At 34.7% G+C, this 16,985-nt stretch carries 10 protein-coding genes and 3 pseudogenes; 2 read left to right on the forward strand and 11 right to left on the reverse strand.

Annotation, left to right across the window (positions count from 1 at the left end):
• Nucleotides 1–10: 10 nt before the first annotated feature.
• The 7 genes and pseudogenes from nikA to V7S50_RS28630 form a co-directional block, all read right to left on the reverse strand.
• Nucleotides 11–1,594 carry a nickel ABC transporter substrate-binding protein gene (gene nikA, locus V7S50_RS28600; RefSeq protein ID WP_336376708.1) on the reverse strand — a complete coding sequence of 528 codons (1,584 nt, stop codon included), beginning with the start codon at nucleotides 1,592–1,594 and terminating at the stop codon, nucleotides 11–13.
• Between the two features lie 714 nt (nucleotides 1,595–2,308).
• Nucleotides 2,309–2,938: pseudogene (locus V7S50_RS28605) on the reverse strand (ZinT family metal-binding protein); the annotation flags it as partial.
• A gap of 27 nt (nucleotides 2,939–2,965) precedes the next feature.
• A pseudogene (locus V7S50_RS28610) lies at nucleotides 2,966–3,910 on the reverse strand (metal ABC transporter substrate-binding protein); the annotation flags it as partial.
• A gap of 344 nt (nucleotides 3,911–4,254) precedes the next feature.
• Nucleotides 4,255–5,538 (reverse strand): annotated as a pseudogene (locus V7S50_RS28615) (IS4 family transposase); the annotation flags it as partial.
• Nucleotides 5,539–5,904: 366 nt separating this feature from the next.
• A complete protein-coding gene (locus V7S50_RS28620; RefSeq protein ID WP_336376682.1) occupies nucleotides 5,905–7,455 on the reverse strand; it encodes an NPP1 family protein in 1,551 nt (516 codons plus the stop codon).
• Nucleotides 7,456–7,839: 384 nt separating this feature from the next.
• Nucleotides 7,840–9,033, reverse strand: coding sequence for a chromate transporter (locus V7S50_RS28625; protein WP_336376681.1), 1,194 nt, complete (start codon nucleotides 9,031–9,033; stop codon nucleotides 7,840–7,842).
• Between the two features lie 18 nt (nucleotides 9,034–9,051).
• The gene (locus V7S50_RS28630; protein ID WP_336376680.1) at nucleotides 9,052–9,360 is read right to left on the reverse strand and encodes a PadR family transcriptional regulator; all 309 of its coding nucleotides are present in this window, start codon (nucleotides 9,358–9,360) and stop codon (nucleotides 9,052–9,054) included.
• A gap of 468 nt (nucleotides 9,361–9,828) precedes the next feature.
• Here V7S50_RS28630 and V7S50_RS28635 point away from each other — a divergent pair, with 468 nt between their 5' ends.
• Complete coding sequence (locus V7S50_RS28635; protein WP_336376679.1) at nucleotides 9,829–11,184, forward strand: TrkH family potassium uptake protein; 1,356 nt, start codon at nucleotides 9,829–9,831, stop codon at nucleotides 11,182–11,184.
• A gap of 200 nt (nucleotides 11,185–11,384) precedes the next feature.
• Here V7S50_RS28635 and V7S50_RS28640 read toward each other — a convergent pair whose 3' ends face one another.
• Together V7S50_RS28640 and V7S50_RS28645 are read right to left on the reverse strand one after the other, a co-directional pair.
• Complete coding sequence (locus tag V7S50_RS28640) at nucleotides 11,385–12,797, reverse strand: cytochrome P450 (protein ID WP_336376678.1); 1,413 nt, start codon at nucleotides 12,795–12,797, stop codon at nucleotides 11,385–11,387.
• Nucleotides 12,798–13,145: 348 nt separating this feature from the next.
• Nucleotides 13,146–13,736: a TetR/AcrR family transcriptional regulator gene (locus V7S50_RS28645; protein WP_336376677.1), complete on the reverse strand. Its 591-nt coding sequence runs from the start codon at nucleotides 13,734–13,736 to the stop codon at nucleotides 13,146–13,148.
• A gap of 223 nt (nucleotides 13,737–13,959) precedes the next feature.
• Between V7S50_RS28645 and V7S50_RS28650 the strand changes: the two genes are divergently transcribed.
• The gene (locus tag V7S50_RS28650) at nucleotides 13,960–14,559 is read left to right on the forward strand and encodes an HD domain-containing protein (RefSeq protein ID WP_336376676.1); all 600 of its coding nucleotides are present in this window, start codon (nucleotides 13,960–13,962) and stop codon (nucleotides 14,557–14,559) included.
• Between the two features lie 124 nt (nucleotides 14,560–14,683).
• On the opposite strand, the gene V7S50_RS28655 is transcribed toward V7S50_RS28650, so the two are convergent.
• Both V7S50_RS28655 and V7S50_RS28660 read right to left on the reverse strand, forming a co-directional pair.
• Complete coding sequence (locus V7S50_RS28655; protein ID WP_336376675.1) at nucleotides 14,684–15,154, reverse strand: DinB family protein; 471 nt, start codon at nucleotides 15,152–15,154, stop codon at nucleotides 14,684–14,686.
• 171 nt (nucleotides 15,155–15,325) lie between these two features.
• Nucleotides 15,326–16,480 carry a serine hydrolase domain-containing protein gene (locus V7S50_RS28660; protein ID WP_336376674.1) on the reverse strand — a complete coding sequence of 385 codons (1,155 nt, stop codon included), beginning with the start codon at nucleotides 16,478–16,480 and terminating at the stop codon, nucleotides 15,326–15,328.
• Nucleotides 16,481–16,985 lie beyond the last annotated feature (505 nt).

Consider the following 16,985-nt stretch of genomic DNA (forward strand, 5'->3'; position numbering starts at 1 on the left):
CTGCTGCTTTCTAGTTATCAATTCCGATTCCAGTAAATGGATGTTCATCGCGATTTGCTGGGAATTCAAAGCTAGTTACACTCTTTTGATACACGGTTGTTTTCTTAATATAAGAAATTGGCACGATTGCTGCTTGATCCTGCAATGTATGTAGAATAGAGCTGTATAGTTCTTTTCGTTTTTTCTCATCCATCGAGGCAAATACTTCTTTTATTTGTTGATCAAGCTGTTGCTTCACTGGCAAGTTTGACAAAGCATCTGAGAATCCAAATCCGTCCACTGAAACAATGTTAAGGAAGGTATGTGGATCATATGGGGCTCCATAGTTACTGTAGAAATTCAAATCAAAATCATTTTCGCCAAAGCGTTTTACTTGAACAGGTAGCTCAACGCCAGCGATATTCAACTTAACACCTATCATCGCCCACTCAGCTTGAAGAGCTTCTGCCATTGCCTTTTGGATTTGGTTTGATTTATCATACATCAACTCAAGTTCCAATGCTTTATCATCTTTCTCTCGAACACTTTTTCCGGATGGGAGCTTCCATCCTGCTTCTTCTAAATACTTCTTCGCTTTTTCTACGTCATACTTAATAGGTTTTATTTTAATATTGGTATATAAGAGATTGGGAGCCAAAATATTATCTGCCTTCTCTTCTAGTCCAGAAGTCACTCCTTCTACCATTGCTTGCTTGTTAAAACCATATTGAAGCGCTAAACGTACCTTGATGTCGGAAAGTTGCTCTTTTGTCGTGTTCATAACCAATTGTCTTGTTGCAACAGATTCAGAAATACTTGTTTTATATTTTCCTGCTTCCTCTAATTGTTTAAAAGCATCTAAACTGATAGAACCCTCTCCATAAATTAAATCAAGTTCCCCTTTTTCGAAAGCAAGCACTCTCGTCTCTGCATCAGGAATTATTTTAATTACGATTTTCTCAACTTTGGGAATTTCCCCCCAATAATTCGGATTGCGAGTAAACACCGCATAGTTATCCTTCTTATATTCCTCTAGCATCCATGGACCCGTTCCAATGGGTTTCTTTACTCCTTTTGAAGTATCTCCATCATCTGGGAATCCTGAATCACCTAAAAAGCGTACTGGACGGACTACCGCTAACTCCTGCAATGTTGGATAATAAGCCTGCTTTAATATGATTTTAAAGGTAGAGTCATTTACTACCTCAGTCTTATCGATCATATTAATTAATCCTAGCCAGTTATGCATTTTTACATTTTTCATAATCGTATCAATATTCTTTTTCACGATATTCGCATTGAAATCGGTTCCGTCAGAAAATTTCACATTTTGACGAAGTTTAAAAGTATACTCTTTTCCGTCTTCAGATATTGTCCATGATTCAGCCAGAGCTGGCTCCAGCTTACCGCCTTCTTTATAGCTAACTAGCGGTTCGTAAATCATTGCTTGTGCAATTAATTGGGAAGGATTATAGACATGTGGATTCATCTCTCCTATATCCCTTGGCCAAGGCAACGTTAGGGTTTTTTCTTTATTACTCGTTTCTTTTTTAGCTTTCTGCTCATTATTTTGTAGTGTACAACCCACAAAAACAATAGACAGTAGCAGAATCATTGCTGATAGTAATATACCGATTTTCCTTTTCTCTCTAAGCACTAGTAAATACTTCCCCCTTAATGTTAATAAAACAAATAATATAATTGAAAACAATTATCATTAACTAATAATAGTTATTAAGATACTTCCTGTCAATCAAAATTAAGAATAATCTAACAACAGGAAATAATTACAATTAAACATGAAGATCTAGACCTAATAAAGAACTCCAAATATCTTTCGTATCGCTTTATGCCATATATAGCTGCGTAATAAAATTTGATAAAAATTACCTCGTGAAATATCACTCTCTTAATAGGTAATTTTTTGTTGAAAAACAAAAAGTTACTTTCTATAGGAATTCGAAATAAAAAAATGTTCTGTTATATCATTTACGATATATGCTATTAGTTAGATTCAAATTACTCTACAATTGCTAAAGCGATTGAATATAAAAAAAGAATTTGCAGCATTTCAAGCGTAAATGATACGTCTGGAATAAACTTAATAACAGAGTAAATAAAAAAGCGTGTTTTAAAAATTTTTATTAAAACACGCTCTTACTATCGTTAAATATTTAGTTATTTTGTACTCCTAATCTCATTAAATCATTTGTTACTATAAAAAATATTATTTATAATAAACTTTTTAAGTATTAAACAATATAATTCTAGATTGATAACCTTTGAATTTTATATATTGTTTAAAGAAATAATTATCGTGACTTCTAATTTAATGCGCCATCATCTCGTGCGCAATATCATGTCCATTCATATCCGATGGGTAGTAGGTAGGCCAGTGTTTGACTTCATCCAATAAAGCTTCACGATTGTCACCCCAATACAAGTGGTAGTGATCAGCTTTATTCGGATAAATACCATGATCACTAAATTGAATATACTGAGGAACTCCTTCTGTTTTTTCTGCTAGTTTAAATATATATCTTACACCTCTATTCCCTGCATCATATGTCAAAATTTTGTATCCATCATAGATATACTTACCAGAATATTCTTCTTTGTTTTTGTAGAATGTTACAGTATCACCTTGAATCACGATACGGTTCACATCTGTTTGATATCCTTCATTATAATACTCCTTATATTCTTTGGCTGACATTTTACCTTTATGTTTCGCTTTGTATGCAAATACCTCATCAAGCGTTCCACCTTGTAAATATGGATATACCGATTGCCAGTCTCCTTTCCAATCGGAGAGTGGTCGATCCTTCACTTGGTTGTCTTCAAAATATCCTTCATAAATTCTTTCTGTTGCTTTGTCATGAGCATGACTATGATTATGACTGTGATCGTGTTCATTTTCATGTGTATGAATTTCAGTTGTTTGCTCTTGCTTTTCAGAAGGCTTTTCTGCAACTGATGCGAATTGTGTTGCTTCTTTTAAAGTATTCACGTTTTCTTCCATTAAAGTGAAGTAATCTTTATTATTCTTCGCATCATCTTCAGAAATAGTAGCAAGGTGATTTAAGCGTAAAATTTTTGTACCAGTTTCTTTCTGAATAACTGATGCTACTTTTGGAGTAGAAAACGTTTCGAATAAAATGTATTTTAGACCGTATTCTTTAACTGTTTTTGTAATTTCAGCAAGCTTTTTTTGAGATGGTTCATCAGAAGTTGAAATCCCATAAATAGGAATTTGTTTTAAACCATAGCGTTGTTCCCAATAGCCATAGGCAGCATGAGAAACTAAAATTTCTTTCGTTTTTGCATTTGCTACAGCAGCTTTAAATCGATCGTCTAAATCTGTAAATTTATTTTGAAGTGCTGCAAAATTCTTTTCGAATTCTTGTTTATGATCAGGCTGTAATTCTACAAGAGCATTTTTGATTTTTTCAGCTTGTTTCATCGCTAGTATAGGATCTAACCACACGTGTGGGTCTTTATCGTGATGATGTTCATCTTCTTTATGTCCATCTCCATGATCATGATGTTCATCTTCGGTTGCGGCACGCAGTTCGATTCCTTTTGATGCATTTACAATTTTAACATTTTCTTTTTGTAAGGTTTTTTCCATTTTTTCAGCAAACGGTTCTAATTCTGCACCGTTATAAATGAATAAATCAGCTTTTGCAACTTTCACTGTTTGTTTTTGGCTTGGTTCAAATGTATGAGAATCTGCACCAGGAGGGTAAATTACTTCAACATTTACATAGTCTCCACCAATTTTTTTTGCGAAATCAGCAAGTGGGAAAATAGTTGTATAAATAGAAAGTTTCTCATCTTTTTTTACTGCACTTTCTTTTTTATTAGAACATCCAGCAAAAATTAAAGTGAAAATAAGTAGGAATGAAAACATAGTTAATTTTTTTTGCATGAAATTCTCCTCTTTTCTTTTTTACAAGTTTATTTCCTCCAATTCTATGAAGAAAATATCGTTCTGATGTAAAACGGAATGATTACGTTTTAGTTTGCGAACCTAGTATAATACATCTTTTTGAAATTCGCAATAAATAATAATCATTACGATTTATCTTTTTTATACACTTATTAAAAAAATGGTATTAGTTTTTAGTATTTTTTTGCCTGTCACATCGTTATCAAGCTAAGCCCGTGTAACGTCAATGATAAGCAAGATTGTTTCTTTTTTCGAAAGTCTATACGTAGATGCTTTAAAGATTTACATACGAAATAAACCCTAACGGGTTTCACTTTTTTGAATTAAGCTGCTTGCTTATCAGACATGGTACAATTGTAAACGACACCTAATATATCAAAGACCGTTTTTTTCTCATATCGATGAGATTTCCACCCGTTTTGCTGTAGGTGATTGAACAGGCGAAGTAAAACCTTTGATAGCTCTTGGGTGTTTTTTTGTATAGTTTGGAATAGAAGAAGAAAATAGTCTTTAATCATATATATGGCTTTATACTCACTAAGCTCTCTTTTTTTCTTCATGAGGAGCAATTGGCGCATTTGAAACATGATAGAAGAACAGAGTAGAATAGTAATCAATTGACCATATAAATGGCACTCCAATCGTTCTGGTTTTATCTTTTTACAATGATGAATTTGAAAGAGTGACTTCCACGTTCTAAATAAAATTTCGATTTGCCAACGCAAAGAATACCAGTCATGTACCTGTCCCATCGGGACAATATCTGTAGGGGTGTTTGTCATATATACATTGATACCACTGAGTCGTTTACTACGAGGGGAATACTTCATTCCTTTCTTTTTTTCTCTTACGGCTTGATCTTGTAATCGTTCTTGTTGCTGTTGTTTTGTTAATCGGTGAACAATTACACGAGCTGGTACTTTATCAATCATTCCTACATAAGCATCAGCTATTTCACATGTTTGTCTTGGTTGAAGGGAGTTCATTAACGTCTCCATATCTATCTGTATATACTCTGTACCTTTCTTAATTCTTCCGTCTTGAAAATAATCAGGGTTAGGATTTTTTTGATAAATACGTGTATTCGATTTGATACGAGAGATATAGTAGTCCTCTTTATCTTGTATATATTGAAGGTCTTTTAAATGAAAATAACCTAAATCTCGAATACATAAATCCTTCGCTGTCACAGTTGGGGCACACAGAGAGCCGTAAGTGCGATCATGTTGTTTACCTGGACCTGTATGAATATGTAGGAACTGTCCACTTAACAAATCATACTCAAGTTGAATTTTTATCCCAGCTGTATGGCTGCATCCTCCTGCACCTGGATAAACCGATGAAAATACATCCGGGAGTTGAAATACAGTTGAATCTAAAATACGAATACGCTTGAAAACAGAAGTGTATGGAGAAGAAATCGGCATAGATGTGACCAATTTTTTGCTTAGTAGTTCGGCTAGTAGGTGTTGTAAAAGTTGGACGGCCGCCTTATTAAACCGTTGATTCAGTCCCTCAGGACTGATGAGTACTTCTGTTGATGCTTCTAAACAGCTAGATAACTGAGTTAAAGAAGTCATAGCTACATTTTGGCTCATCCATACACATGTAACATTACTAGTAAAACACCTTTTTGTTATACAGAAATCTGATAATGGAAGTAAAATACAGCTTATGACCCATTTTTACACGTAACTCGGCTGAACCCCATTATTAGGAAATGTTGCTGCGGGCCAGAACAGCTACCCCATCACTAGGCCTATATAAAAAAAACCGAAGTCATGGTTCAGACTTCGGTTTTTCAGCTGTACTTAACCTCACCTTTTTATCTCTTAACAAAACTTTGCAACAGAACACTATATTTCCTATTAAAGTAGTTAATCCAATCGAGCAAGCCGAAAAAAACTTTTGAAGTATGCATACTCATTTTCTAATTAGATTATATAAAAGGAATAGAAACGCTATAATATTTTTTAGTTTGGAAGAGCGTAGAATTTCACTTTAAATGTACCGTTAGAAGTATATCCACTAGGAGGGCCTGCGATATACAAATTATTTCTATCATCTCCGGAAGGAATTGTTAGAATAGAACCATCCCTAACATTTGACCAAATCCCACGGTCTGAACCGTTACGTATATCTTTTGCAACGCCAAATGACAAAGATGTGGCACCTTCTCCTTCTAAAACAACTCGTACCTTGGTACCTGCCGCAAGATGTTCAAGTGAAAAATTATTACTTGATCTACTGCTTTGACCAGGTTGTGCCTTATAGAGTGACTCCACTTCTCTTGTTAAAATTCCTGTTACATTAGAAAATCTAAACTTTTGATTATTACTACCATGGTAATTATATACTAAAACATTCGTTCCATTTGCAGTACCATTACCACTTACATCTAACACTTTGTTTGGGTCCTTCTTATTCCTTACATAATAGTATCCATTCCCTGCTTCTGTTAGTAGCCAATATTGATCTTCCTTATTTTGATTAGATGTAGCAACTACATTATTTGAACCATTAAGATCATTCCAAGCTAATACTAAATTTTCATTTGTTACACTTTTAAATTGATATGCATTTTTATTTGAGTCGTATACTAGTTTCCATTTTTGATTATTACCGTTGTTATTTTGCCATAAGATAATCTTGTTATCTGCTTGATTCATATCTATCACACTACGATCATTTAATGCGGAAACTATTTGATAAGTATTGCCATTTTCCAGTTCCACTGCGTAAGGGTCAAAACTAATGGGTGGCTTTGCACTAGCAAGGGATTTTTCAAAATTTCCATCTTTGATCTCAATTGTTGCAGATCCAAAGTTCGTAGTCATTAGTTTTTCTCGAATAGCTTGACTTGGATAGCCATTCCAACCAACCATTGGTAGTTGGAGCCACTGATGATAATGGTTTTCTGGTGGCTCGTCATTGCTATTAGCCAGGCGAAAAGCATGTGTCAAGCCGCCGTCCTTATGGTATACAATTTTCGGGTGGTTTCCACTGAATCTAACATCTGAGCGAGGTTTAGTGTACCAATTACCATGTGCTGAATAAGTTACATATTGAACCTGACTATCTTTAACCCAAACTATTGTGTGTTCCCAGTCATGTCGATGTCCAGCCGAACCAGGGCCCAAAGATGCTTGATCTTTCTCAAAGTAACTCGCATACATAATTGCAGTCCAACCATTATTTGATTTGGCCCGAGAATAAGTGTTTGAATTTTCCAGTTGGCGAAGATCTCTACAGTGACCGTTCACGTCCCCGCCCAATGGTAAGCCAGGGTTAGTCGTGCCATCTGGAGAAATTGCTGCAGTCGCATAACACCCGTCTTTGTCGTAGTCATATACAGGAGCATATTCTAACTCTATATTTGACGCGTTTTGTGGAAGTGCCTGGATTACATCCCCATATACTTTTGAGGTAGAAAGAAAACCCTTATCAAATTGTCCACCTAAGTTGAATGCAAAAGTACTTAATACAGTCAACGCAGCTATCACTATCTTTGACAATAATTTCATATTAATCCTCCTAATTGTTATTAGTTGGTGCAATCTAAATATATATCAAACTAGAAAATGTTACGTATACTGTCAATGTTTTTCAAGAATATATGTAATATTCTGTAATTAAATGAAGTTTTTTTTATAGATCATCACAGATATACACATGAAGGCCTAGTGACAGGGTTCCTGCTCTAGTCCACAATAACATTTCCTAATAATGGGGTTTAGCCGAGATACATGCAATTTTAGATCTATCACTGTAATTTATTACTATAATCAAATTTAAGTGTAACAATAAGGCATTTTACTAATAGTATTTTGTTACAGTGGGACTTTCTTTTATTCTTGAAAAACAAAAACCACCAAATAAAATGGTAGTTTAAAACACAATTATTTATTTTATAATAGTGATATTAGTGTACCTCCAACAGCACCAGCCACTACAATGACCCAAGGTGGTAATTCCCAATACACTAACATACTAAATAATATGGCAGCGAAAGCAAAATCGACAGGTTGTAAGATTGCGCTCGTCCAAATCGGATGATAGAAAGCTGAGATTAAAATCCCGACTACAGCCGCATTTACTCCCATTAAAGCACCTTTGATTTTAGGATTTCGTCTTAGTTGATCCCAAAATGGTAATGTCCCTAAAATCAGAAGAAATGCTGGTAAGAAAATAGCTACAGTTGCCAATAATCCTCCTTGCCATCCACCAATAACAGCACCAATATACGCTGCAAATGTAAATAACGGTCCAGGCACAGCTTGAGTAGCACCGTAACCGGCTAAAAATGATGCTTCATCCATCCAGCCTGTAGGTACAAATTCACGTTCCAGTAACGGTAAAACAACATGACCTCCACCAAAAACTAAAGAACCTGAGCGATAAAAACTATCAAACATTGCAATCCAATTTAACGATGTAACCTCTCTTAGAACTGGAAGGAAAACAAGTAATCCCAAAAATAGTGATAAACAAATTACTCCTAACTTTCGGGAGATTGGGAAACTTAGTTTTGCTTCATCATTATCTGCATGGTTTTTGTAGATAAGATAGCCAACTAGACCTGCTAATAAAATGACACCAACTTGTGTGAAAGCCGTTTGCCATAATAATGTTCCAACTAAAGCAAATAATGCGATTGATTTACGTTGTAAATCTGGTGTCAATTTTTGAGCCATTCCTAAAATCGCATGCGCTACTACTACTACCGCTACGATTTTTAGTCCATGAATCCAGCTAGCATCTCCAATGTTTAAAACTTGTAAAACTAATGCGAATATGATTAATGCTATAACAGAAGGAAAAGTGAAGCCTATAAAAGCAAGAATTCCTCCGAGTACACCTGCACGCATTAAACCAATGCCAATACCAACTTGACTACTCGCAGGGCCAGGCAAGAACTGACATAATGCAACTAAATCAGCATAACTTTTTTCATCCATCCATTTTCTTTTGCGAACATACTCTTCGTGAAAGTAACCGAGATGTGCTATCGGTCCCCCGAAAGATGTAAGTCCAAGTCGAGTAGAAACAAGCAGTATTTCTAATAAAATCTTAAACTTGCTTTGTTGTGTTGTATGATTCATTCTACACGTCCTTTCTTATTAATCTTTAATTTCTTTAAAAAGTTCATATGCTTTATTTCGTGCCTCCACTAGAACATCTTGCCCTTTTTCAGTAGCTATATAATATTTTCTAATTTTCCCAGCTACATTACGATCCTCTTTATTCAAGAGCCCATCGTTTTCCATTGAATGAAGAATAGGGTATAAGGTACCTGGGCTTATAGTATAGCCGTGTTCCCTCAATTCTTCTAACATCCATGCGCCAAAAATAGGATGTTCCTTAGCATGATGTAAAATGTGGATTTGGATAAATCCTAAAAACAACTTTCTTAATAATTTATCCTCCAAGTTTCCCTCCTCCTTTATCATTAATATCGAAAGACAATATCGAAAGACAATATCGAAATTCGTTATTAATGTACCATTGATGTATACCCTTTTCAATTGCTTATAAAATAATTTACAAAAGCTTTACAAAGAAACGATTTCGTATCATTTAAACGTTTATCCTTATTATTCTTAATAGTTTTACAATAACAAAAAAGTCAATTTCCTTAACGTACTGGAAATTGACTTTTTTATGTTTGAAATTTGCTTAGCGAGGGAAAGTTTAGTTTTTTAACTTCCATAAAATATCTTAGGGTGGGTTTTATGTCACTTGGTTGGCAGGATTCCTATCTTTGAAAAGTCTGCTTTTTGGCTGGCAAGCGAAAAGAGATTTTTAATTTATATCACACTGTTTCTCTTTATATGATATTGTTTTTATTGAATAACTAATCATCCATATACATTTACCATTTGAGGGGAGTTATTATTTTGGTTCATAAAATTTTCAAAAGACAAAACCTATTCTTCAAACTAAATCCAGCACATATTTTAGTATTAGGTTTTTTAGGCTTAATTTTAATTGGAACTTTTTTACTCATGTTACCTATATCAACCCAAGATCGTCATCATTTATCATTTATAGATGCCCTTTTTGAATCAACATCTGCTGTATGTGTAACAGGGCTCGCAGTAGTTGACACTGGGACCACATTTACTTTATTTGGACAAATTGTTTTACTTATACTTATCCAACTTGGTGGTTGGGGGTTTATGACTAGTGGGATTTTGATGTTTCTTATATTAGGGAAAAAAATTGGATTGAGAAAGAGACTTTTGCTTCAAGAATCCATTAATTCCTTGTCTTTGCAAGGAATTATAAAATTAGTTCAGAGAATCATTGTCATTACACTTGCTACTGAGTTGCTAGGAGCCCTAGTTTTAGCCATTCGCTGGTCATATGAGATGCCTTGGCAAAAAGCAACATATTATGGTATATTTCACTCCATTTCCGCATTTAATAATGCCGGGTTTGGATTAGAGCCTGATAGCCTCAGTAAGTGGGTAGGTGATCCTATCGTCAACATCATGATTACGGTTTTATTCATGACAGGTGGTATAGGGTTTACGGTTATTCTAGATATATTTGAGAAAAAAAACTTGAGGAAGCTTTCACTACATACCAAACTCGTTTTAGGTGGTACACTTTTTCTTAATACGATTAGTCTATTCGTGATTTTAGGTTTAGAATATCATAATCCTTCTACACTAGGTTCTTTACCATTAGGGGATAAGCTATGGGCAGCGTATTTTCAAGGAACCGTACCTAGAACTGCTGGGTTTAATACAATTGACATTGGTCAAATGACGATAAGTTCTCAAGTCTATATCATAGGTTTAATGTTCATAGGAGCATCTCCAGGCTCAACTGGTGGGGGGATTAAAGTTACTACAGCTATACTTCTTCTCCTTTCACTTTGGGCAGTAATAAAAAATAAGGAAGACATTAACGTATTTAAGAAAAGAATTCCTCAAGGCCAAGTTAATAGAGCATTGTCAATCGCTACTGCAGCCATTCTTTTTATCTTCATCATATCCTTTTTACTGACGATTACGGAAAAAGGTGCTGAACTCTCAAAAATTCTGTTTGAAACTGTTTCTGCGTTTGGTACAGTAGGACTGAGTGCAGGATTTACAGGTGATCTTACTCCTACAGGACGTATTTTGATTACATTGATGATGTTTATAGGTAGATTAGGTCCTTTAACCATGGCATTTGCTCTTGCTATGTCTGGAAATAAGAACAGTAAGGTACGTTATGCAGAAGAGAAAATCTTGATTGGATAGATTTACGATAAAGGTTAAAAAGAAAATATTAGTTTACAAAAAGGTCGGTAATTCCTTATTTAACAACGGAATTACCGACCTTTTTGTAAATGGGGGTAAATTTTTCACTAACATAATCCGTGCTATCAGAAATGACAAAAAACACTTATATATAAGCTTTCTTTATTCAGTTTATTCATTACTGTTCTTTATTAATAAAATCAAAAAGTGATTAATTGATTAATTGTTCCACGAACGGAAGTTTGTTTTAACTGTCTGTTTGGTTTCAGAATATACATAGGCATTCCATATTTAGGTCGCATCATCATATTAGGGGAAATCTTAGCATTATGAACAACAGAGAACTGAAAACGTTGGAGGAGTACAGCAAGTATGACTTTCATTTCTTGTAGAGCAAAGTTCCATCCAATACACATATGTTGGCCCGCACTAAATGGTAAGTATTCATAAGGTGAGCGCTTAATGATGTGCCACCTTTCTGGTTTAAAGCAATCTGGTTCATCATAAAGTTCAGGTAATCGATGTGTAATCATTTGATTAAAAAAAACATTCGTATCTTTGGGAATCGTAAACTCTCCCAGTTTACAAGAATCAGATGTGATTCGTACGCCAATACCTGCAGGTGGTAATAAACGTAAGGTTTCTTTTATGACACCATCAAGTAATGACAAAGAACCTAGCTTTTCAATTGTTGGATCACAGCCTCTCAGAGTTCCATCTAATTCTTCTAAGAGTCTATACAGAATATCAGGATGTTGACTAAGTAGAAAAATAGCCCATGTTAGAGCATTTGCTGTTGTCTCATGCCCTGCAACATATAAAGTAAAGGTGTGACCAACTAATTCATCATCATTTAGCTGAGTACCATCTTCATCACGTGCTTGAATTAGTGAAGCAAGCACATCCGTTGCATTTGTCTCTAAGCGTTTTTCTGCAATCATTGCCCGAACGTGATTGTTGAGTTGTTCGGCACTACGCAAAGCCCGATTATAAGGTGTTCCTGGAAGATTAATAGGGGCAAGTGTAACAAATAATAGCGATTTCGTCATTTGATGAATCAATCTACCCATCTGATCTAATTCTGCTTCATCATATAACCCAAAAAGTGTTTTGACAGCAATCCGTTGCGTTAATGTCTTCATCTCATGATTCAACTCAATTATAGAGTTTTCCTGCCAACTATTACTTAAACGTTGTGTAAGTTGAACCATGTCGGTACAATACGTTTTTATTTGCTCCCTATGAAAAGCGGGTTGCATTAGCCGACGATGCTGCTTGTGTTTCTCACCACTCATCATTATTAGGTTATTAAAAAACATTCGTCCTAATAGTGAGTCCTTGGGGATTTTTACAAGTGAAGAACTGACTTTAAAAAGATCTGGATTAGTGAGAATCCGTTCGTTTAATTCAGGTCCAAAGGCAAATACATAGGAAGGTTTCTCTCCTTGTCCCAATGCAACGACCTTACCGTATGTATTGTGCAACCAACGTGAATATATAAATGGATTACGATAAAAACGAATCATATTCATTCGCCAACCAAATATAGACTTTGGACCAGGGATGTTTTTTTGTAGTGTTCTCATTTGGTCTATATCATTTCCTTGTTTCATATGCACGCTCCTTTTTATATGCCATACATATTACTTCTTGTACTGTTTAAACGAGTCATTTTTTCATTCATATGTTGAACAGAAATCTTATTTAGATGGCTCATTTTATAATAGATACTTACTATAAATTATCTAAAAAATCCTTCTTATTTACTAATGAGGTATCGCCTAAAATTTAACGAAACTATACGCTAAGGGATAATCAGCTTTTTAAGGAATTTAGGTGAGATACATATAAAAAATGGATTTTAGCATAGATTTTATTCTCATTAGATTATCTTTCTATTTCAAATACAGTTTCATCGCCATTAAGTGAAAAGCCCGTTGTTTCTTAAAATATAAAGTGAGCTAAATTTTTAGCATAAACAAATAACGCAGCACGTGTTGCTTACTATAAGTAACATGTTTAGTATCCCTTTCTAGCTTGCTGGCCATAATACTTCCCTCTAGGGTTGCGATAATAAAGGAAGCTACCGCCTTTGTATCGATATCCGGTTTTAACTCCTTGTTCTGAATCCCTTCTACTATAATCCCTTCAATCATATTGAGAAATGTATAGAAAACTTCAAGTGCCTTTTCCCTTAACAGTAGATTCGTATCATCACTGTCTACAGCAGTATTCAGCAAAGGACATCCCCCTTTTATTGGTGGATTATTTATTACATCTTCATATACATTAAAAAAAGCACCAACCTTTTCTAATGTTGTGCTAGCATTGCGTATCGCCTCAGAAAAATGTTGAGAGACAGTATCAATCGCATATTCAAATGCCTCTAAAGCAATCTCATCTTTACTTTTAAAATTACGATAAATCCCCCCTTTTTGTAGCCCTGTAGCCTCCATAATGTCATTCATCGAACAGCCAGCATAGCCTTTTTGATTAAACAGTTCTGCCGATTTTAATACAATGTTTCTTCGTGTTTGTTCACCTTTTTGCATAATATCCTCCATTATTGTTGAAAAATTGTAACATGTTTTAGTTGTACATTAACATATAATAAGTTATCTTAAAAGAGACCGTTCAGTCTCTTTTAGGGTGAGAGTAGAATTTCTAAAAGGAGATGGTGAGAGAGTTAGTATTTGGTTAGCGTGTAACATTCTAATCATGCTATTGGTATCTGACATGAATTTATTGAAGATAATTAAAATTAAGGAGGAAATTATGCGTAACATTATTATTCCAGATAGTAAAGTAGCAAAAGAAGCTACTCAATTGGTTTACGAGATTTCTCCAGAATTTCTTTATAATCATTGTTTACGGACATATGCTTTTGGTGATGCATTGGGAAAAAAATATGGATTTAAATATGATCAGGAGTTATTTTATCTTGCTTCTATTTTACATGATGTTGGTCTTACAGAGCATGTATGTTGTAAACATTCATTTGAATATGAAGGTGCTGATCATGCAGAAAAATTCCTTCATTCCCATGGTTTTTCACAAGATAAAATAGATGTGGTACGTGAAGCTATTATTCTACACACCTCAGAAATTGCTAAAGAAAAACAACCAGAGATTGCTTTAGTTCATTTCGGGGCGGGAATGGATGTAGTTGGTTTATGTATAGAAGATATTCCGGAGGAATCATTTAATTTTATAATTGAGGTTTATCCTCGATTAGGTTTCAAAAAATCTATGATTGAACTTATTAAATATGATTCCAATCTAAAAAATACACAGCAACAGCCAAATAATTTGAGTTCTTCTATGCTTCGTATGGGGTTTTCAGATTGGGTGATGAATGCTCCTTTTAAAGATTAGAGAATTAAAGAATTAGAATGTCATGGATACAGACCGCAAAACGGATAAAAACCACGTTATGCAAAAAACTAGCCTCTACAAAAGAGGCTAGTTGACGTAAAATTCGATATTGATAGTGAAATTATTAATCCCATATATTTGGGCGTTCAATTTTCATTGTTCTCATATAATCTAACATTTGTCCTGTATGGACACCCTCATGATATGCTATACGCATTAACATATCCCCTAAAGAACGGATATACCCTACATTTGAACGATCAATTTTAATTGTATTTAGATCTTCATTAGAAAAAGAACGAACAGTATCTAAAAATTGTTTGTGATATATCTCAGCAAAATCCAGTTCATCTTCAACAGATAAAAAAGGTCTGTTTTCAAATGGAGAATTATATTCTTTCAGACTTCCCCTATTTTCAATAGCCAGATGATAATAATGCTCTGATTCCAGTACATGTCGAATCATCTCTAAACAAGTCATAGCTTTTTCATCTGGTTTCCAATCTAATTTATCACTCGGAATTGCTTCCCATACCTTTATACTCCGTCTTCTCACTTCTTTTAGATTTAATAATAATAAATTAATAGTGTTCAACTATATTTCTCCCCTCCACTTAGTCTTATAAATTAAGTTTACAAATATCTTCAAGTAAATACAAACATTCGTTCTTTTTCCGGATACATTTAACATACGAGTCGTCCTGTAACTCACAAAAAGAAACAATATGTTATGAATATCATATTCATGCAAGGTTAACATAACGTCCTATTTAAATTCAGCAAGTAAAATACTTTTAAATGGATCAGGACTATCAGCTTTAAAACTGTTCAAATTGACGGCCAATGTATGCTTACTTCCAAGTGTGCCACCAGCAAAAGTGGTAAACCCTGGAACGCCCCCCCTGTGTCCCCATACCGAGACACCGTTCGGAAGCTTAGTTTCATAGATTCCAAGACCATATCCGGTTCCCTCTCTATTTGTAGGAACTGTAGTAAGCATTTGTTTTAATTGCTGTTCCTTCAGTAATTTGCCACCTAGTAAGTAAGAGAAGAATTTGTTTAAGTCGTCAGCAGTAGAAATCATATCTCCATCCGAGCTACCTGGGTTAATATAAGTAACGTCTTTTAGCTCACTTGCTCCGTCTAGTTGCAAATAGCCACGTGCATGCTTGGTGCCTGGAATCACGCTTGAATTGCCAGGTAGAAATGTATTTGACAAATCAAGCGGTTCAATAATCCGATTTTCAACCTCTTCGGCATAACTGTTGCCAGTTACTTTTTCAATAAGGATTCCTAGTATTACGTATCCTGTGTTTGAATAAGACCAACCCTTTCCTGGTGCAAAGTCTGGGGGAAGTGAAATCCCCATCTTTACGAATTCTTCAGCCGTATACGATTTTTTTATATCCGTAATATCAAAGTCTTTTGAATTTACATAGTCAGCGATACCACTTGTATGATTCAATATCTGCCGGATCGTAATCTGGTTACCATCATATCCGTTTCCTTGAATGACACCAGGCAACCATTTTTCAATGGAGTCGTCTAGATTCAAACGGTTTTCTCCAGATAATTGAAGTAGAACTGTTGCAATGAACGTCTTCGTTATACTACCAATGCGAAAGCGATAATCTGTTTTCATTGGTTTCTTGGTGCTCAGGTCCGCTAACCCAGCGGCATAACTCCATGTTTTTCCACCCTGAGAAGTTTTAGCAAGTATTCCAGGATATCCAAGTTGCAATGTATCCCGCATTGCCTCTTTGACGGAATTACGTTCTCTTTGGGTGCTTGTTTGTAACGAACTAGATACATTTTGCGTAGGTTCTGCTTTTACAATTGATGTTGGTGTTATGTATAACAGGGAACTTCCAGCTATTAAAAGTGTTAGACTTGCACATGTAATTTTACTGCTTGTTTTCATAAAGCATTCCTCTCCTCTATTTAAATTGTATTGATGTTGATAGCTATGTCATATGCTAACCACACGGCTATCAACTCTCCCAATGATAAAAGTCAACACTGAATTTGCAATCATCTATGCACCAATTATTTCTACAAACAACTTTCTGACCTAATAAATGATTAATCCCTCTTTTTCAGATGTATGTTAAACTCTGTAATTTCTTCTTTTCTTCCATAGAGTTTTGTTAATGAATTTGTTTTTATATAAATATATAGTATCTATTCACCCTCTCGTTCTTCTCTACATTTTGATCATACACAATGAAAATCTCTTTTTTCTTACTCCTTTCTTACAAATTCCTTACGCTCAAAACCACTTCTATAATTCGGTGGTTTTTATTTTAAGAAAACTCAGTTCTATTAACTTGATAGGCATAGGGTACTACCACACATCCATCAACTTAAGGTATATTTTTATACAAAATGCGGTCTTTCCATATAGTTTTTTATTATCTTTTATAGAT

The organism is Bacillus sp. CCNWLW194, from assembly GCF_037120585.1.
In the GTDB taxonomy this organism is placed as follows: domain Bacteria; phylum Bacillota; class Bacilli; order Bacillales; family Bacillaceae_G; genus Bacillus_A; species Bacillus_A basilensis.